We start from the raw sequence: 19,867 nt of genomic DNA, 5'->3' as shown, positions 1-19,867 counted from the left end.
GAACCTAGGCTTGGTCGTGCAGGGTGTCAATTCGCCGATTCGATTAAAACAGTTTTGAAGAAATGTATATACCGTCGAGCCAGGCTGAATTCTACGTGCGGTGTATCGTGCCTGGTGCATCACGGGCCCGGTTTGCCAACCGGGTCCGTGAAGGGGAAGCGCACTAGAAGTTATACGTTCCGGTCAGGCCCACCTGGCGCGGATTTGCCAACAAATCGTATTCCAGCAGTCCGGTGGGGGTGCCCCGCAGCGGGAATGCAACAGTGGTTTCGTAAGAGTTGATGTTCTGGATGGCTTCCTTGTCGAAAGCGTTCTTCACCCAGAGCTTCAGATCCCAGACGCCATCCGTGCTTCTGAGGCCGGTAAAGAAGTCCGCAGTGGCATAACTGGGTGAGTCGATCCTGGTGATCGGTGAGACTCGCGTACTGTAGAAATTGTACAGCGCGTCAGCGTACCATTCGGCACCCCAGCGGCCGAGGGGCAGGGAATAGCTCGCGCGGCTGATAACCGACCAGTTGCCAGTATCGCTGCCGAGGCGGTCCCCACCCAGGTCACATGCCAGGTAAGCCTGGCCGTCCGCGGGAATCACGGTGCGAATGCCGTCACCGCAGGCGGCGTCGTCAAAGTCCTCAAACTTGGTATCGTTATAGGACACGCTCAGCATACCCGACAGGTTTTCGTTGAACAGGTACGTTACCTCCGCTTCAGCCCCCTGGGCGAGGACCTCCTTGGCATTCTGGGTAATGCGGAACATTTCATCATAGTTACCATCGAGGTTGGTATCCAGCGGCTGGTCCTGGGTGTAGAACTGGAAGTCATTGTACATTTGATAGTACGCCGACAAGTTCAGGCGCAGGCGCCGATCCAGCAATTCACCCTTGTATCCAATTTCGATACTGTTGGACGATTCGGGGTCGTACTCGGAGATCGAGGGCGGTGTCGTACCGGCGAGATCCAGGGTCTGGCCGCCGGCTCGTCCGCCGCGATCGATAGTTACATACACCATTTCGTCCGCGCTAAGGTTGTAAGCCAGTTTGGCAGTGCCTGTCCAGGCAATCCAGGTGGTCTCGGCGGGGCGCGCGTTCAGTGCGCCCGGAACGGAGGTGATAGTCTCATAGCCGTTGCCGGTATCCAGCGCAATGTCGATGTCCGTCGCAATCGCATTCACGTTACTTCTGCGTTCGTTGTTCCAGCGGGCGCCAAGCGTGAGTGTCCAGTCATCGTTGAGGTAAAAGGTGTTATGAGTGAATGCACCCCAGTCTTCCGAAATCGCATCGAGTGTCGTGGCTGAGACGAAGCTGATATTGACAGGAAACGGGGGGAAAGGACCCACGAAGTTGCCGGGAAGGCCGTTGACAGCGGTGCCTTTGGTGTCGACGGTGGTTCTGGAGTCGTTGTTGGCATAGTAAACACCTACCATCCAGTTCCAGAAATCATTGTCGGACGACGCCAGGCGCAGCTCTGTATTAAAAAGTTTGGACAGGTTGATCTGGGTATTGCGATAGGCATCATCAATCGGAGTAGAGTCCGCGTCATAAAACTCGTCATTCGTCGATGTCGCGTGGTAGGTCTGCGACGTCAGCACAGCCCAGTCGAAGTCAAAGTTCAGCTCTGCAATGGTCTGATTGATACGTACATTGGCATCGCGGGGAAAGTTGCTGAAGTCCTGACGTTCGAAGGGGCTGATACCTTCGCTGGGCAGCCCCGGGATCGGAGAGCCAGGTTCGACGCCAGCAATAAAGCGTGATTCATTGCTGTCGTATTCCGAGTACAGGTGACTGAGACGACCGCTGAACATGTCACCTGGCTCCCACAGGAAGGTGACGCGCCCAGATTTGGTGCGCGACAGCTGGTCGACATTCATGTTGGCATACTCGTAGTCTGAGCTCTGGTTCTCGTCGTAGACGCCAGCAAAACGAACGCCGAGTTCATTTTCGATTAGTGGAACACTGACCCCAAACTGTGTGTTGGAGAGTGAGTGCTGACCGGCCGAGTGCTTGATGAAGCCTTCAACCTCAGTCAGGTCCGGGTTACGGGTGTGAATAGAAATAGTGCCTGTTGGTGAAGCTTTCCCATACAGCGTTCCCTGCGGGCCGCGCAGCACTTCGAATCTCGCAATATCGAACTGGGAATAGAACGATAGTTGTTGCTGACTCTGGTAGGAGCCGTCAACAAAAATGTTGGCCCGCGGAGTCGTTGGACCGCCAGCAATGGTGCTGACTCCACGGAGGGCGATGTTGGGGTTGTTTTTGTTGCCGTTGGCATACATGCCGGGGATGAATTTGTTCAGTTCCTTCATCTCGAAGGCAACGTTTTGCTCAAATACCTTGCCGGTAACCGCGTTGACGCTCACGGGTACATCTTGCAGAAGTTCAGTTGTCTTCTGCGCCGTTACGGTGATCTCCTCGAGAACGAGTGGGCTCGATGACTGCGCAAGCGCCTGGCTGCCAAGCAGCAGTGCACTGACGGTGAGCGAGAGCCTTGTTTTGCTAAATCGATGTTCCATAACAAGTTCCATCCAGGGTATATGACTTATAGGTTGTTGGATATCTATCTTCGGGACTGCAATTGCCTATCAAGCACAATCTCAAGTAGCCGATAGACAGGGGAAATCCCGATTAACTATTACTGTTGACAGGAAAAGGCAGCCTCCGGCCTGGCCATTGTCAATTCGTACGCGGATGTGATGCCGGGGGGGGCAGCGCACACGGCTGTGATGGAGTTGACTGCCATCATCGCCGTTGCGACCTCAGTCGCATGCACATGATCTTCGAGAGAGGCGTCTGATTCAGGATCCAGGCTGGCACAACACACCATATGAGACTGAACTGTCGGACTACCGTCGATGCGCACGGTCCATCCATCTTCAGGTGTCGGCCAATGTGGCGGATAGTCCTCGCCGATGTTCCACAACGCGTCGATCTCGATGAGTACTTTGCCGCTAACAATTCCCTGCCAGCGATAACGCTGACCAGATACCGTCCCGACGGGTACCGTACCGGTCATGATGGAAAATTCGTGATCGGTAGTTACAAGTTCCTGCACGACCCGCAACTCATCGAGAGTCAGGTTCCAGGCCGCGGCGAGCATGTAGACCTGTTCAGAAAAAATGCCGCTGTTAAAGCGAGCGAATTCATTGTTTTCGAGTAAGGCCTCCTCTTCTGAATGCCCGAAGTGCATGCAATCGAAGGTGATGCTGGCGTTGTTGTAGTAACTCCAGTTCGCCCGCTCAAATATGGTGACTTTGTCGATACGTTTCGACATCCCGGACAGTGCGACGGGCTGTACCATACCTGCAAATCCGGGGTTTATTCCGGTGCCGTACAAGGTTGAGTTTCCCCTGTTGCAGGCTTCGAGCACCCGCTCTCGCTCGGCGGCCGGCCAGGATTCAGCGTAAAAAGCAAATGGAGTTGCGACAACATTCTTGCCGGAGGCGAGCATCTGGCATATTTCGTCAACGCTGCTGAGCCGTGGCATGTAAAGAACACAGTCCGCATCGAGTGCGACTATATCGTCGATAGAGGAGGTCGCAGAGACGCCGATACCTCCCAGACCAAGCGTTTCGCCGATGTCGAGGCCAGCATTGTTGCTCGAGTGGCGCCAGGCACCCACCAGTTCGGTAGAGGGGTTGCGCACAACGGCTTCCAGCGCTTCCTTACCCACGTTGCCAACACCCCACTGAACTACCCGGATGCTCATGAGCGAAACTCCCGGGCAGGGCCTGTCAATTGTGTAACTGACTCGAGCCGGTTGCGCTTGCTGCGGAGCCGTGGTGACTCACTCAATACCTGCGTACTGCACTCTGCTGGATGGATTATGGTGCCGGTGTTCATTTCTGCCTGCCTGGAATCATTATATTGGGCGTGATAGGGCCTTTGATGAGGATACTAGTATGGCGGTAAACCAAAGTAAACATTTCACATGAAATTTAATATGTGAAAAAATGTTTGTTCCGTAGCTGCTGCGTGGAAACACCGTTTGATGAAGCCTTTGGTGTGGTGATATGGGCATGTGCGGCAAGCCAGGCGGGCGCTGAGCGGAGGTAAAAGCTATCTGAAATCAAGCGATTAGCAGAGGATGGCCGTTTCAGGGGGATATCTGGATTGGAAGATAAAACATTTCAAAGAGCTACCATATAGCCAATATTGTCAACGGCCCGATCGTTTCGTGACTACAGGGATAAATATCTTATAAAACATATAGTTAAGTATATCCTGTCCGATAGAACTCTGAACTTATGTGTCATTTCCTGGGCCGATTTCGGCGTTATAAGGTATATAAAACATTTCTATAGATATTGACAATCCGGTCCGAATGCAGTCTCCTTGAAAGCGGGAGATCCTGATTGGACCTATGCAGGATGACGGCTCGCAGGAATGCCCGGAAAAGTCGAAAATAACGATCGGCCGGGATTTGGCGCCAGGGTCTGTCAGGCGTCGCTAGTCCGCAAGGGTGAATCAAGCCAAAGAGAAATAGAAAATAACAGTGCTGTATAAATCCTATGAAATGGTGCGCTGGCTTGACCCGCTGCGGGCAACCGGCGTTGATTCAGCACATAGGTAAGCCTCATGCTATCCGCTGCCTTGAGCAGCCAGAATAGCCAGATTTGAGAATAGCTAATGGTTCGCAATAATGACTGCCGGTTCTGATCCCGCACCCACCAGGCGCTACACACGGTATGTGCTTGTCCTGATATTCTTTGTGTCGGTTTTCAATACCTGTGACCGGACGATCCTGTCGGTAATGGTTGATGAGATCAGCCGTGATCTCGCGCTGGATGACCGGCAGATGGGGTTCCTGATGGGACTGGCATTTGCTGTCACCTATTTTCTGGCCGGCATCCCTCTGGCGCGTCTCGCAGACCGCTGGTCCCGTCCCAAGGTGGTCTCGCTTGCGTTGTTCACCTGGAGCGTAATGACGGCCCTGGGCGGAATGGCCCAGAATTTCATACAGATGGCGCTAACGAGGGTAGGTGTAGGTTTTGGGGAGGCTGGCGCCAGTCCCCCAAACCAGGCGATGATCGCTGAGTACGTCCCCCCTGAGCGTCGCGCCCGAGCTATGGCGCTACTGACAGTCGGTTCCATCGCAGGCCTTGCCCTGGGTACGGTGTACGGCGGGTGGGCCAGTTCAAACTGGGGTTGGCGTATAGCGCTCATCAGTGTTGGACTCCCCGGAATATTCCTCGCCGGGCTTTTTGTCTTTACCGTGCGGGACTACCGGCAATCGGACGATCGCCGGGTAGGAGACAACCTCTGGTTGCAGATGCGCGAACTGGCAGCGATCAAACCGTTTGTCTATCTGACGATCTCAGCCTGCCTGGTGTCGATCCCTGCTATGGGCAGGGCGTTGTGGGAACCCACCTTTCTGCGCCGGGTTTACGAAATGGACGCCTCGCAGGCTGGTGTCTGGTACTTTATCACCGGTGCGCTTCCTACCGCTATCGGCGCGCTTTTCTTTGCCTACTATATCGACAAACTGGCCCAGCGAGACAAGCGCTGGTACGCCTGGCTACCGGGCATTGTCAGCGTGGTACTCGTGCCCCTGACAATTACATTCTACTTGTATCCCACTGACCTTTCGTTTTTCGGAATCATGCCGCAGGCTTTTATCTGGTCCATTGCGGCCTCTCTGCTGGGGGCAGCCTGGACTCCGGCTACGATGACCCTGGCCGTGCAGCTGGTACCCGGTAACTCGCGTTCGGTCGCAGCTGCAACCTGGTCTATGTTGGCTAGCCTGATTGGAACGGGGCTCGGGCCACTCGTGGTGGGGGACCTGAATGCCCGGCTCGAGCCGGCGTACGGGACAGAGGCAGTTCGCTATTCACTGGTAGCACTGAGCGCCGCACCGCTTGCCGCGGCGGCCATGTACTTTCTCACAGCGCGGGCAATGGGTGATGGCAAGGTTGTCGGCAAGCAACCGCTCACGGCGCGCAGCATTTAGTGGCATTTGTTTGATGTCCTCCCGCGGCAACTTGATCAGTGGAATTGGCGTGCCTGTTTTCCGCAATCTAGTCGGTGTCAGGTAATGAGCCGTCACCTGCTGCGAAGCGGTGCATTGGTACAATAATTTAGCCCGGAATTTGGGGCAAGGCTTGATGTCGAGAGAGGGCCTTGCTAGATTTAAAAACATATATAGAGAAATGTTTTGGTAAGCGAGGCTCACATGACTAACCAACCCGGTAAACGACTGCGCTTTGGCGCCTTCTTCGCGCCCTTTCACAACAATCGCACCAGCCCGACATTCGCCCTGGAGCGCGATCTGGACCTGATCAAGTGGCTGGATCATCTCGACTACGACGAGGCCTGGATCGGCGAGCACCACTCGGGTGCCTACGAATGTATTGCCTCCCCCGAAGTGTTCATTGCCACGGCAGCCGAGCGTACCCGGAACATCCGCCTCGGCACCGGGGTCAGCTCGCTGTCCTACCACCAACCGCTGATCCTGGCGGACCGCATCGCCCAACTGGACCATCAGACCCGGGGCCGGATCATGTTCGGGGTAGGGCCCGGGCAGCTGATTGCCGATGCCTACATGATGGGCGTGGACCCGCAAAAGCTCCGCGACCGTATGGGCGAGTCCCTGGACGTGCTGGTCAAGCTGCTCAATGGTGAAACCGTGACGGCCAGTACCGACTGGTTTACCCTGAATGAGGCACGCATGCACATCCTGCCCTACCAGGAGAATCTGGAGATTGCCGTGGCTTCGGCGATTTCTCCCTCCGGCGCGCGACTGGCGGGGCAGTACGGCGCTGCCATGCTGTCGGTGGCTGCGTCCAGCCCGAAAGGCTTTGAGGCGCTGGCGGACAGCTGGAGTATCTGTGAGTCGAAGGCGGCCGAGTATTCCCAGACAGTGGATCGCAAGACCTGGCGGGTGGTAGCACCTTTCCACATTGCCGAAACCCGGGAGCAGGCACGGCGGGACCTCGAGTATGGCCTGATGGACATGTTCAACTACTTCCACAAGTTCGGCGGCGACCTCTTCCCGCAGGTGAAGGATCTGGACGAGGCCATCGAGATCTGGTGTACCGGCGGCCTGGGGGCGTTCGGTGTAGGCCTGGTGGGAACTCCGGACGACCTTGTGGACCATATCAAGAACCTGCAGCAGCAGTCGGGCGGGTTTGGTGCGTTCCTGTCGCTGGCGCACAATGCGGCGAGTTACGAGGCCACTAAAAAGTCCTACGAGCTGTTGGCCCAGTACGTGATGCCCCACTTCCAGCACAGCAACGACAACCGCACGGCCTCGCTGGAGTGGGCCGCTTCCAACGCCGACCGCTTCATGGCCGAGTACATGGGCGGTATCGAGCGGGCTATCCAGCAACACGAAGAAGAAACACGGCAGAAACAACAGAAAGCTGGCTAGTGCCAGGTTCATGGCCCGCAAGTGTGGGAGTTGTTAGCCTCGGCTCGCTCGGAGCCGGGGCATTTTTTTGTGTATGAATGCCGCGCGTTACCCGATCAAGCGTGCTTGAGTTCCCGATAGGCATCAAGCACCGGCGTGAATTCCTCCGGAGTAGAGCCGTGAATCACGACACTATCGGCCCCATTGTCCAGTTCGGCCTGCCAGGCACGGGCGCATTCTTCTGCCGTCCCCACAGCTGCGTGCAGCCATTCTTTCGGGATCAGCTCGCTGATTTCCTCGAGTTGGTCGAGTGTGGCCACACTGTCGATGCCGCCGGGAATCGAGGTCACTGCCGGACTCGCTCTGAATTGCTCAAGTACTTGCGGGTCCCACTCATTGAGCTGGATCAGTAGCTCTGCATAGCCCGGCGCCTGCATGTAGGTGGCCATACGAGCAACGATTTTGCGCAGATAATCTTCTCTGCTCGGGTTGCATGCGGTGGCCAGAACTGCGTGGAGTTTAACGGCGTCAGGATCGCGTCCAGCCTTTTCCGCCCCCGCCTGAACGAATGCGCGGGCACGTTTCAGCCCGTGGGGTGTAATGAACGTGTGCAGGTGTATGCCGTCAAAGTGGCCTCCGGCGAACTTCAGGCTTGCAGGCCCGAAACCGACGAAATGCAGGGGGATTTGCGCATCCATCCACTTGCCCATGCTCAGGTAGGGGAAATGGCCCAGTTCACCCTTGTGGTCCAGAACACTTTCTCCGGACCACAATGTTCGCAGGAGCTCGATGCCTTCGACAAATTTCTTATTGTTCACGTTTTCCAGACCCATCAACTGGTTGCGCAGGGCCACGCCTCGACTCAGTCCCAGCTCAAAACGGCCTTCGGAGAGGTAGTGCAGGCTGGAGCACATGGTGGCGAGTACCAGCGGATGTCGAGTATGCAAGTTGGTCGCGGCGGTTGCGACGTGAATCCGGCGGGTTGTCGCCAACGCCGCGCTGCAGATGACTCCGGCATCCTTGACGTCAAAGCGCTCAGACAGCCAGACCCGGCCCAACCCAAGTTCTTCAGCGGCGGCGGCCTCCGTGATGGCGTCTGCAGGTGTCGTGGTGTGTCCCGGCAGCAGGTAACAGCTTAGTTCGGGAAATTCGGTGTGGCTCATAATTATTGTCCTGGATCAGTGTCAGCGACTGGAATGCCTTTATCGGCGTGCAAAAGGTGTTACACTTTGCGCTACAATAACATTTATCTGGCAATGTAATAAAGCATGCTGCAAGTTACCCGGGCCATCCGCCGGGCTCTTCAATCAGTGTAGTCAGGGTATTCCAATGAGTCAGTTTGAATTTCCATCCACTCCTGCCGAGTTAAGTCCGGAGCGGTTGACCGTCTATCTACAGGAGTCAGGAGCAATAGCCGATAGGGTTAACGTTCGTGATGTCGATTACAGTTTGATAGGACACGGAAAAATGGGAGCCAATGCTCGCCTGCGGCTTAGCTACAGTGGCCCGGCACAAGGGGCACCAGCTACCATTGTCGGTAAATTTCCGGCGGAGGACGCGCGGGCGCGGGAGATGGCAGGTGCTCAGGGTGCATACTACAAGGAAGTCATGTTCTACCGGGAGCTCGCACCCGCGACACCGATGAAAACGCCCCGAATCTATGCCAGCGAACTTTCCGATGATCGTAAGGGTTTTCTACTTCTCATGGAGGATATAAGCGACGCTTCAGCGGGTAATAATCTGGAGGGCGCTTCCCGGGAACATACCACGCTGGCTGCACGGGAAGCGGCGAAACTGGCTGCCAGCTTCTACGGCGACGAGACCCTGGGGGGGCGGGACTATGTAATGAGCCCGGCACGCGAAGATGGCGGAGCTATGGCGCAGGCGCTGATGGAACAGTGCTGGCCCGGCTTTGTAGATCGGTTTCAGGCTGCATTGTCGGCAGAAGCGCGGGAGTTTGGCGAAGACTATATTGGGCGCCACACGATTTTTGCAACGCGTTATACGGGCCCTAAAACCCTGATCCATGGCGATTTCCGGAGCGAGAATATTCTGTTTGGCGTGGATACGGCAACAGCGGTTGATTGGCAGACGGCCAGTGAATCCAGCCCGCTGGCCGATCTCGCCTACTTTATGGGAGGAAGTGTGGAAACCGGGGATCGCCGGCAGTGGGAACGGGAGATGGTCGCCTACTTCAGGGGGGTGCTGGCGGATCATGGTTTGGAACTCCCGGAGAGCGACTGCTGGGACCAGTATCGTGAGTACTCCATGCACGGCCTGATGATCATGATTCTGGGGGCCAGTTTCAGCTCGCCGGACCCACGGGCGGACGCGATGTTCTCTGCGATGATCCGGCGCCATGTTCAGCACTGCCTGGATCTGGGGGCAGGGGAGTTCCTGGGCTAGTTCGGCGATAGGGGCCTAATGCGAACAAGGCGCTGTTCGGCCTTGCTCGCGAAAGGGCGTCAGGTGCGTTTGTCAAAAGTGATCGGCATTGCCTTGATGCCCTGGATGAAATTCGAGTGCATGTACAATACGTCGCCACTCAGCCTGGGATTATCGATACGGCGCAAGATTTCTCCAAGCATTACCTGCATTTCCATTTTCGCGAGGTTCATCCCGAAGCAGTTGTGGCGGCCAATCCCGAATGAACGGATATCCCTCACCATATCCTGGTAATCGCTTCGGTGAATATCGAAGGCTTCCGGGTCCTGTGCGAAGATCGCTTCATCCCGATTCGCACCGGGGTAGTACATAATGACCTTGTCGCCCTTTTTGATGGGTGCGTTGCCGAGTTCGGGAGCCGTGATGTCCTGGGTCGCTGTCCTCCGCATGCAGACGAAGGGCGGGTTGTAACGCACGATTTCCAGAATCGCGTCGTCCAGTTTGTCGGGATGCTCCTGCAGGTAGCGGTATTGCTCGGGGTTGGCAATCAGATTGCGCATCCCGTGGGTAATCGTGGTTCGGGTGCTCTCATTGCCGGCCGAAAGAATCATGAGCACGATCCAGGCAAAGGTTTCATCCGATACAGGTTCACCATTGATCTCGCCATTCAGCAATTGGCTGCTGACATTCCTTTCGTTCGAGCCGCGCCATTTTGCCGCCAGTTCGTGGGCGTACATCATGATGTTGGCCGCAGCTTGCATGCCGGCATCCTCGCTCACCTGGCTGTCAGGATCGTCGGCAAACATCATCAGGTTGGTCCACTCGAAGAAGTCCTTTCGGTCTTCGGCCGGAATGTCGAAAAAGTCGAGGATCATCAACAGGGGAAGTTCTGCCGCGATATCGGTGACAAACTCGCATTCACCCCGATCGATCACCCGGTCAACAATCTCACTGGCGTATTGCCGTGCGCGAGGTTCGTAGCCGGCAACGGCAGCAGGGGAGAAGTGATCGCGGATTAGTTTCCGATACTCGAGGTTCTCCGGGGGATCCAGGTTAAGAAACATTCGGGACTGGATGTTATCGACCATCTCCTGGTCGAATTCCATGGGTACCGCTGCACGGAGGCGGGATGAAAACAGGTTGTTATTCTTTGATACGAAATCAATCGCGGCATGACGTGTTACCGCCCAGTAGGGGACGCCGGTCAGTGGGTCCTCGATCCTGACCGCGGGTCCGGCCTCGCGAATAGCAGCAACTGCAGCGGCGTCATAGCCTGAAGACAGAAATTTCGGGTCCATCAGATTGGAGAACGGACATTGTGACATGGCAGTGTTCCTGGTTGTGGTCTCTCGGTATCGGCAAAAGCACCGCGTTACCCTTTGAATTCTCGGTGCGGTGGAAGCGGCCAGGCCGTCGGCCGCTCACGGTATCCAACTATGCGCATTCTCGGCCTTGCAGTAGTATAAAACATAATGAAAAGAATGTAATATATCCAACCCTTGAAGGCCTGTTTCGCTATTGATGGCAAGCTGGCCAGAGCGTGAACAATAACAGGTGAAGACCCCTTATGAGCGAAGTTCTGCCGGGTACGCGCGTCAGTCCGCCGTTAACGGACGATGGCAGCGTGCAGTTTGATCGAGAGTACGATGTCATTGTCGTCGGTTATGGCGGTGCGGGCGCCGTGACTGCGCTGGAGGCCCTCGAGCAGGGGGCAAGCGTGGCGGTTGTGGACCGCTTTGAGGGGGGCGGGGCAACGGCCATCAGTGGCTCCGTCATTTATGCGGGGGGCGGGACCAGCCTGCAGAAGCGCCTCGGGGTTGAGGACAGCGTCGACAATATGTACCGCTACCTGCGGCAGGAGACCGACGGTGTTGTCAATGACGAAACCGTCCTTGAATTTTGCCGCCAGAGCCCGGAAAACATCGACTGGCTCGCCGGTCACGGCGTTGCATTCTCGGGCGGCCTGTTCAACCAGAAAACGACGTATCCCGTTCACGGTTACTCTCTTTACCCCTCTGGCAACGAACTCGACTATACCTATTCGAGAGAGGCCGATCCGGCCGCCCGGGGTCACATACCGAATGGTATTGCCAAGTGGTCTGCCATGGGCCCGGCGTTCTATAAGCCGATCGCCGCGGCAGTGGCGCGCCTCAAGCCCGCTTTTTATCGCCAGCATCGGGTTAATCGGCTGGTTGTCGACCAGACCGGACGAGTGGTGGGTGTCGAATGTGGCGCGCTGGCGTCCTCCAGGTTCGCCGCACTCCGCCACCGCCTGTGGTCCAGACTGGCTGTAGCGACGCATATGTACTCACCGGGTGTCGCCGATGTATTCCGTGCCTGGGCGGATGGTATCGAGAAAGGCAGCCGCGGTGAGGGCGTCAGGATCAAAGCGAGGAAGGGCGTGGTCCTCGCCGCCGGCGGGTTCATCTTCAATCGCGAGATGGTGAAAAAGTATGCCGCCAGGTTCGAGCCGGGTATGCGTCTTGGTACCGCGGGTGACGACGGATCGGGTATTGCGTTGGGGGCCAGTGTCGGCGGCGCCCTCAAGCATATGGGCAACGCGTCTGCCTGGCGCTTCATCAACCCTCCGGTGAGCTGGACCAGGGCCATTCTGGTCAATCGTCAGGGTAACCGCTATGTCAGCGAAACCCTGTACGGTGCCGCCATCGGTACCGAGATGATGCGCAATCATGAAGCTAACGGCATCCTGATCCTGGACAGCACGCTGTATGATCAGAGTGTCAGTGAAATCAGTGCAAAAACCGCGCGTCTCATCACCCGGCTGCAGTTCAGGGACGCTATCTCCAAGGCCGTCAAGGCGGATAGTCTGGACGAACTGGCCAGCCGCACCGGTATTGATCCAAGCGGTCTGCGCGAAACGGTAGCGTCTTACAATGCCATCGCCGAGAAAGGTGAAAGGGACGAATTTCAAAAATCGCCGGAATATATCCAGGCGATAGTCAAACCCCCGTTCTACGCCATCGACCTGTCGGCAGGGAAGGGTGGTATTACGCCGGTGATCACCCTGGGAGGGCTGCAGGTCGACGAGGCCTCTGGTCGGGTGTTGAAGGAAAGCGGCGAGCCGGTGCCCGGTTTGTATGCCGCGGGCCGCAACGCGGTTGGAATCCCTTCCAACAGTTATGTCACCGGGCTATCGGTTGCGGACTGCATCTTTTCCGGGCGCAGGGCCGCTCGGGACCTGTGTCGCTGATTCCAGGGCCGCTCGTTGTGGCGTACCCGTGATAGCGTGACTCTGCTTCAGGCGTCGCGCCCCCGTCAAGCGGTGGGCGCATCCGCGAATTGCCGTGCCAGGGACTTCCACTCGTTCCAGCGGCGTTCGTCCGAGGGGAACGCCGGGTGGTTACACCGGGCCAGTACAATGTCTTCGCCAACGATACGACCCTGGTAAACATCCAGCAGCTCCAACTGCGACTTGTAGGCGCTCTTCTGGTTGTCCTCAACGCACTTTGGGGGCGCGCCTGACCACAAACCAGCTTCCCGTGCCCTGGCGATGAAGCCGGGCACGTTTCCCTCCTCAGGCGCGTCCAGGCACAGATAGAGGCTGCCGTTGGCTTTGTCGTCCGGGTCGAAATAAAGTGTCTTGTTGTCAATGAGGGCAGCCAGGTCCGGAACGCTCTGGTCCTGGTCCTGGTCCTGGTGCTGTTGGCCTTGGCCGACATCTTCGTTCATGGGCTCACCCCTGTGCCGTGAGGGCGCTCTTATCTGAAGGTGGTACGATCTCTGACTTCCATTTCTCGCCGTTATCCCGGAACGCCTGCGCCATTTTCTCCCAGTGGGATTCATCGTTATTACGAAACAGGATATTGAAGCGCGCGGCATTGCGAAACTCGAGGACTTCGGCGCCGTCCGGCCCGGCGACGTAGCTGTAGGGAGCATCCGCCGGTACGAAAAAGCCGTCCCCCTTGCACAGTACCTGCTTACCGAGGTGTACCTCACCAGCGATAACATAGTAAAGGCAGTCAGCGCTGTGGGAGTGACGGGGTAGAACAAAACCGCTCTTGAACCATGCATAACACAGGCTGAGCCCATCGTCCTCCGGTTCGCGATACAGGCACAGCACCTTCTCGCCGCCACTCTCAGCACCGCCAGCTTCAATCAGTTTGCTGAAGCCGGCCATCACGCTGTCATCAATACCTTCCATGGGCATTTGCTCTTCGGTGAGCGGGTTGGCGTCGGCAAAGCGGAATATGTCAATGCCTTTCCTGGGGCGTGCTCCGGGAGCAGGCGCGGGGTTGTTGTTATCCATAGGTGGCCTCCTGAGATGTATGGGGCACTCTGCCCGCATTGTGTGGGTGTAGCAAAATCACTACCCTCGATCGTGGGTCGTGGGTATGGCATGACAATCTTTCTGCCGTTGCCTGGCGCAGGGACGTCAATGGGGTCAGTATCCGCATAACCTCGCGTACCGGTCCTTATGGTAGCCACTATCGCCGAGAACTTGCATGCAGACGCGGGCTCGTTTGAGGAACAAGCCGATGTCCAATTCGTCCGTCACGCCAATCCCGCCGTGCATTTGCACCGCTTCATTGGTCACTGTTTGCACCAGTTCATTCATTTTCGCCTTGGCGAGACTGGCCATTGCAGGGAGCTGATCGGAATCTTCGTCCACAGCTGTCAGTGCCTGTAGAACAACTGACTGACAGAGCTCCAGCTCTGTCAGCATGATAGCTGCACGATGTTGCAGGGCCTGGAAGGAGCCGATTTTGACACCAAACTGGGTGCGTTCCTTGAGATAGTCCACTGTTCGCTCAAACGCCTCCCGGGCGAGCCCCAGCATTTCTGCACAGAGGGCCACGCGCCCGCGATCCAGAACCGCCTCGAGGAGTGTTTGCCCTTCACTGCCCTCACCAATAATCCAGCCATCTTCAATGACGACGTTCTGGAAGGTCAGATTTGCCGCATTGCGGCTGTCTGCCATCAATGTACGGTCGCACTGGACGCCGTCTGTTTCACGGGGAACCAGTACCAGGCAAACGGCATCGGCGCTCTGGGTGCACCCACTATCGTTCCGCGCAACAACCAGGCACTGGTCCGCGCTGTGGCCATCAAGCACAAAGCATTTACTGCCATTGAGCAGGTACTGCCCGTTTTCTTTACGCAATGAGGTGGAGAAACCGGTGGGGTTGTGGTGGTTGTGTTCTTCCAGCGCCAGGGCCAGGGTCAGCTCTCCGGCAACAATGGCCGGAAGAAGGCGTTCCTTCTGGGACTCGTTACCCCCCAACTGTATTGCGGAAGCGCCCAGTACAAGGGTTGCGAAGAGGGGCGAAGGGGTCAGGGTGCGACCCGTTTCTTCCAGCACCACGCCGAGGCCAAGGTAGCCAAAGTCCAGGCCTCCAAAGGCTTCCTGAACGGGGATTCCCGCCCATCCCAGTGCCACCATTTCTTGCCACAATGACGGCGAGTAGCCGATCTCGTCGCAGTTGTCGCGGAGCCTTCTCAGTTCGGCTACCGGTGCGTTTTTCGTCAAGAATTCGCGCGCTGTATCCCGAAGCAGTCGCTGCTCTTCATTCAGTACAAGTGCCATGTTATTCCTCTACTCTCAGGTCAAGCGTCAGGACTGTGGAAGTCCCAGCACGCGTTTGGCGAGTACGTTGAGCTGTATCTCGGAAGTGCCGCCAGCGATGGTCAGGGTCTTGGAAAATGCCCAGATTCGCAGTGTGTCGAGTTCAATCTGGCTGAATCCCTCGCCCTCCCAACCGAGTCCCTTGCTACCCATAATCGCAAGTAACAATTCACTCTTGGCCTTTTCGAGTTCGGTTCCGACATACTTCATTATCAACGGCGCAGCGCTCTGTGTACCGGTGGATTTTTCCTCGTAGCATCGCATATGGGTGAGTGCGATGGCTTGCAACAGCATCTCGTAGTCAACCAGTGCCGCTCGCAGGTGCGCATCGGCTATTCGTCCGTCGGAGAAGGGGAGATACTCGCGTGCGGCAGCGGTGGGAGTAATTTGCTTTCGTGGTGACTCTGTACCCATTTCAGCGATGAGTTTGCGCTCATGCACGAGCAGGGCCTTGGCGATACTCCACCCCTTGTTGATCTCACCTACCAGGTTCGATTTCGGCACTAACACGTCATCGAAGAAGGTTTGACAGAACTCGGATTCACCGCTGATCAGTTCGATGGGAGTCGCGCTGACGCCGTCGCTTGCCATATCGATGAGAAGAAAACTGATTCCTTCCTGTTTTTTCGCACCGGGATCGGTTCTTACCAGGCAGAAAATACAGTCTGCTTTGTCTGCACCTGTGGTCCAGATCTTGCTGCCATTGACCAAAAAGTGATCGCCTCTGTCCTCCGCCCGGGTTTGCACGCTGGCGAGATCCGAACCTGATCCAGGCTCGGAGTAACCCTGGCACCAGCGGATTTCCCCTCTGACAATCGAGGGCAGGTGCTCTAGCTTTTGCTCTTCACTACCGAACTCCAGCAGAGCGGGGCCAAGCATCCACAGGCCCAGGCTGCACAGAGGCGGTCGGGCGCGGATTCGCTTCAACTCCTGTTTCAGAACATGTGCCTGTTCCGGTGAGAGGCCGCCACCCCCATAGGCGCTTGGCCATTCCGGAGCGATCCAGTGCTTGTCGCGCATGCGTTCGAACCAGACGCGGGCTCCTTCGCTGGGGAAAGCGGCATCGCGACCTCCCCAGTACTGATCATCGGGCAGGGCAGGCTGGCGTTCACTGTCTGGACAGTTTTCTTCCAGCCACGTACGAGTTTCACGCCGAAACGCTTCCAGTTCTTCCATTACGCGTTCTCCTGTCAGGTTTCCACGCTCAGTTACAGATAATGCATCGGGTTAGTTGGCTTACTTTTTGATTTGTGACGCCAGTAGATTGGCAATCTTCTCACCGTAGGGAGGTAAGGTGCCCCCCAGTTTTGCGATATTCACCCAGCCTTCCTCGTATACGGCCCGGGCGTGGCTGAATGTTTTGAAACCGTCCCGACCACGGTAGTTACCCTGCCCAGACATGCCGATACCACCAAAGGGCAGGTCGTCGCATCCTACATGCGAAGCGACGGCATTGACTGAAACCCCACCCGATGTTGTCTGTCGCAGTACCTTTGCTTTTTCCTCACGATCACTGCCGAAATAATAGAGTGCCAGTGGCTTCTCCCGTACGTTGATGAAATCAGTGGCTTCATCCAGAGTCTGGTAAGTTTTTACACAGAGTATGGGACCGAACAATTCCTCCTGCATGCAGGCAAGGTTGTCCTCGGGGTTGATGATCAGATGGATAGCAATTTTATGCGCGTCATCCCCTGAGATCGCCTCGCCACTCGGACTCAAGGCAACAACCCGGGTACCCGCCTGCTCAGCTTCATCGATCAAGCCCGCGATACGTTTGAAATGTCGCTGATTAATACAGGCAACGAAATCCGGGTTGTTCTGGATGGTCGGGAAATGTTCACTGATGATGCTTTGCGCGGTACGGATGAACGCCTCTAGTTGGCTGTGGTGGATAAAACAATAATCCGGGCTGACACACAGCTGACCCGCATTCATTGATTTACCCATGATCAGTGTTTCGACCGATTTGTAGATATCGGCACCACTGCCAATGATCACCGGAGACTTTCCACCCAGTTCAAGGGTGACCGGCACGAGGTTTTCTGCCGCGCCGAGCATGACTTTGCGGCCGATGCTGGTAGACCCGGTGAAAATGAGGTGATCGAGGGGGAGAGCGGTAAAGGCTGCGCCGACTTCCGGACCACCCGTTACCACAGCGATCTCGGAAGGCTCGAAGTAGCGACTGAACAGACGGCTCAGGCACTCGCTGGTCGCTGGCGTGTACTCAGACGGCTTGATCAGCGCCCGGTTGCCCGCTCCCAGTACATCCGCCAGTGGGCTGAATACCATGTTTACCGGGACATTCCAGGGGGTCATGATCCCCACCACACCTTTGGGCTGGTACTGAACCCAGGCGCGAGCGCCCAGAAAATTCAGCGGAGCCATGGGCTTGCGCCGCTCCGGGCGCATCCACTTCTTCAGGTTCTTTTTGACAAACTTGAGACTATTGACGGAAGTCAGGATGTCCATCATCTGTGTCACATAAGGTGAGCGACAACCGAAATCGGATTCCACGGCGGCACAGATTTCATCCACGTTGTCGACCAGGAGAGCGATACAACGGTCAATCCTGTCCAGCCGGGTTGCGAGAGCGACTTCTCCTTCCTCGCGAAAGGCTCTGCGCTGGCACGATAACAGGTCATCAAGGGAAACCTTTGCGTGCTTACCCTGGGTAAGATCGTTCATTGTTGAATTCCTTCGAGTTGGCGGCGGTAACTGGCTGCAAGTGGTTCCAGAGGGACGCCGGAGTCTTCCAGAATGAGATCGGCACATTTCTCTGCGATCATTGTGGTGGGGGCGTGTGTATTGCCGGAGATCAGTATTGGCATGATGGATGCGTCAGCTATACGCAAGGCTTCAATACCACGCACCCGCAAGCGCTCATCGACCACAGAATCCTGGTCGGCGCCCATTCGGCAGGTGCCTACAGGGTGGTAAACCGATTCGGCATGGTCCTGGATAAAGCGCAGTAGCTGTTCGTCAGAGTTCACGGTTGGCCCGGGTAAAATCTCGCTCTGTCGATAAGGCGCAAAGGTAGGGGCCTGGAATATTTGCCTTACGCGCCGAACCGCTGCGACCGTAGATTGGACATCTTCGGGCTCGCTGAGGTAGTTGGCCCGTATAAGCGGCGCCCGTGTCGGGTCAGGGGATGCTATGTGTATGGAACCACGGCTGGCAGGCCGCAGGAAGCAGACAGTTGCCGTGGTTCCCGTGCGGGTTTTCATATTTCCACGGCTGTCAGTTTCGCTCGCCGCTGGCGCGAAGTGCACCTGGGCATCTGGCCTTTTGACCTGTTCACTGGTTCGGAAAAAGGCGCCCACCTGGGCAGCAGGATGAGAAAGCAAACCACTTCCGTTCATCGCATACTTCGCCAGATTCCCCAGCAAGCGAAGTGGGCGGGTCTCCTCGTGAAAAGTCTTCACGCCGGATAATCCCTGCAGAACATTCACGGTAAGGTGATCCTGAAGGTTTTCACCAACTCCAGGTGCGTCCCGAATGACGTCAATACCCAGCGAACTGAGCAATTCCCCATTGCCGATACCAGACAACTCGAGGAGCTGCGGCGAGTTAATGGCTCCACCACAGAGAATGACTTCCCGATTCGCGTTGATAACGAGGGGCCCCGCAGAGCGTGGTGAGTCTGATTGCAATTCAACGCCGCTCACCCGATTTGCGTCGAGCAGGAGGCGCCGGGCCAACATGCCCGTTACGACGGTGAGGTTGGGTCGTGAAGACACCGGGTCCAGATAGGCGTTGCGAGCACTGTGTCTGCGCCCGCGCCGGATGTTCTTCTGGTAATAGCCGACGCCTTCCTGGTCAGCGCCGTTGAAATCGTTGTTAAAGGGCAGCCCGGATTCCATCGCCGCCTGAACGAAAATATCTGCCAGCCGCCAGCGTTCGGCCGGCTCGAATTCCTCTACCCACAGCGGGCCACCACGTCCGTGGAAGCTCGACGGGGAGCCCGCGTAATGTTCGGAGCGGAGGAAATAGGGCAGTACGCTCTGGTAGTCCCAGCCGTGGCAGCCCAGGTTCGCCCAGCTATCGTAATCATCTGCCTGGCCACGAATATAGACCATGCCATTGATGGCGCTGGTGCCCCCCAGAACCCGGCCGCGTGGCCAACTTATGCGTCGCCCCGAGAGGTTTTGTTCGGGTTCCGTGTGGTAGCCCCAATTCAGGGTTTTGTGGTTCATCAGGAAGGCGAATCCCAGGGGAATCCGCAATAAGGGGTGGCGTCCTTTGGGCCCCGCCTCCACCAGCAGCACACTGCGACTCGACTCCCTGGAGAGGCGGTTGGCCAGTGCACAGCCAGCAGATCCTGCACCAACTATTATGTAATCGTAGCTCTGTCTTAACGTAGGCATTGAATGTACCGGGCTTAAGCGTTTCGTATTTCAGGATAGTTCCTGATAGACGAGATTATGTTCTTTTTCCTGTAGTGAGCTCTCGGCGTCTTGAGACCCATAAAACATTGCAATAGTAATCTTTGTGCAGTACTCTTTCAATAACATTTCAGACTAATGGTATTGCAGTGGGGCCCACTGGGTCCCGGCAAATTCA

14 protein-coding genes are annotated in these 19,867 nt (G+C 56.6%); 4 read left to right on the top strand and 10 right to left on the bottom strand.

Translation table 11 applies throughout. The features are described from left to right. Nucleotides 1-163 precede the first annotated feature (163 nt). Nucleotides 164-2,506 (bottom strand): TonB-dependent receptor, encoded by a 2,343-nt coding sequence (locus FV139_RS01080; protein WP_187276335.1) that lies wholly within the window; start codon nt 2,504-2,506, stop codon nt 164-166. Between the two features lie 119 nt (nt 2,507-2,625). Next, complete coding sequence (locus FV139_RS01075) at nt 2,626-3,699, bottom strand: NAD(P)H-dependent amine dehydrogenase family protein (protein WP_148066395.1); 1,074 nt, start codon at nt 3,697-3,699, stop codon at nt 2,626-2,628. Nucleotides 3,700-4,701: 1,002 nt separating this feature from the next. Here FV139_RS01075 and FV139_RS01070 point away from each other — a divergent pair. Next, nucleotides 4,702-5,940 carry a spinster family MFS transporter gene (locus FV139_RS01070; RefSeq protein WP_187276334.1) on the top strand — a complete coding sequence of 413 codons (1,239 nt, stop codon included), beginning with the start codon at nt 4,702-4,704 and terminating at the stop codon, nt 5,938-5,940. 222 nt (nt 5,941-6,162) lie between these two features. Continuing rightward, nucleotides 6,163-7,359, top strand: a complete 1,197-nt coding sequence (locus FV139_RS01065; RefSeq protein WP_148066393.1) for an LLM class flavin-dependent oxidoreductase — start codon at nt 6,163-6,165, stop codon at nt 7,357-7,359. 95 nt (nt 7,360-7,454) lie between these two features. Here FV139_RS01065 and FV139_RS01060 read toward each other — a convergent pair whose 3' ends face one another. Next, nucleotides 7,455-8,501: a TIGR03857 family LLM class F420-dependent oxidoreductase gene (locus FV139_RS01060; protein WP_148066392.1), complete on the bottom strand. Its 1,047-nt coding sequence runs from the start codon at nt 8,499-8,501 to the stop codon at nt 7,455-7,457. A gap of 166 nt (nt 8,502-8,667) precedes the next feature. On the opposite strand from FV139_RS01060, the gene FV139_RS01055 reads away from it, so the two are divergent. Beyond that, on the top strand, nt 8,668-9,744 hold the full coding sequence (locus tag FV139_RS01055) for a phosphotransferase (protein WP_148066391.1): 1,077 nt from the start codon (nt 8,668-8,670) through the stop codon (nt 9,742-9,744). 59 nt (nt 9,745-9,803) lie between these two features. Here FV139_RS01055 and FV139_RS01050 read toward each other — a convergent pair whose 3' ends face one another. Next, nucleotides 9,804-11,048: a cytochrome P450 gene (locus FV139_RS01050; protein WP_148066390.1), complete on the bottom strand. Its 1,245-nt coding sequence runs from the start codon at nt 11,046-11,048 to the stop codon at nt 9,804-9,806. Nucleotides 11,049-11,290: 242 nt separating this feature from the next. On the opposite strand from FV139_RS01050, the gene FV139_RS01045 reads away from it, so the two are divergent. Continuing rightward, nucleotides 11,291-12,934 (top strand): FAD-binding protein, encoded by a 1,644-nt coding sequence (locus FV139_RS01045; RefSeq protein ID WP_148066389.1) that lies wholly within the window; start codon nt 11,291-11,293, stop codon nt 12,932-12,934. Between the two features lie 65 nt (nt 12,935-12,999). On the opposite strand, the gene FV139_RS01040 is transcribed toward FV139_RS01045, so the two are convergent. The 6 genes from FV139_RS01040 to FV139_RS01015 form a co-directional block, all read right to left on the bottom strand. Beyond that, a complete protein-coding gene (locus FV139_RS01040; RefSeq protein ID WP_148066388.1) occupies nt 13,000-13,413 on the bottom strand; it encodes a hypothetical protein in 414 nt (137 codons plus the stop codon). A gap of 4 nt (nt 13,414-13,417) precedes the next feature. Beyond that, entirely contained in the window at nt 13,418-13,990 is a 573-nt protein-coding gene (locus tag FV139_RS01035) for a cupin domain-containing protein (protein WP_148066387.1), read from the bottom strand. 135 nt (nt 13,991-14,125) lie between these two features. Next, nucleotides 14,126-15,268, bottom strand: coding sequence for an acyl-CoA dehydrogenase family protein (locus tag FV139_RS01030; protein WP_148066386.1), 1,143 nt, complete (start codon nt 15,266-15,268; stop codon nt 14,126-14,128). Between the two features lie 27 nt (nt 15,269-15,295). After that, entirely contained in the window at nt 15,296-16,483 is a 1,188-nt protein-coding gene (locus FV139_RS01025; RefSeq protein WP_148066385.1) for an acyl-CoA dehydrogenase family protein, read from the bottom strand. A 60-nt stretch (nt 16,484-16,543) separates the two neighbouring features. Beyond that, nucleotides 16,544-17,992 (bottom strand): coniferyl aldehyde dehydrogenase, encoded by a 1,449-nt coding sequence (locus FV139_RS01020; protein WP_148066384.1) that lies wholly within the window; start codon nt 17,990-17,992, stop codon nt 16,544-16,546. Continuing rightward, nucleotides 17,989-19,671: a GMC family oxidoreductase gene (locus FV139_RS01015; RefSeq protein WP_148066383.1), complete on the bottom strand. Its 1,683-nt coding sequence runs from the start codon at nt 19,669-19,671 to the stop codon at nt 17,989-17,991. Before FV139_RS01015 ends, FV139_RS01020 begins: the two co-directional genes overlap by 4 nt. Nucleotides 19,672-19,867 lie beyond the last annotated feature (196 nt).

The sequence above is a fragment of the Parahaliea maris genome, assembly GCF_008064665.1.
GTDB classification, from domain to species: Bacteria; Pseudomonadota; Gammaproteobacteria; order Pseudomonadales; family Halieaceae; genus Parahaliea; species Parahaliea maris.
This window is presented reverse-complemented; position numbering and strand designations above follow the sequence as displayed.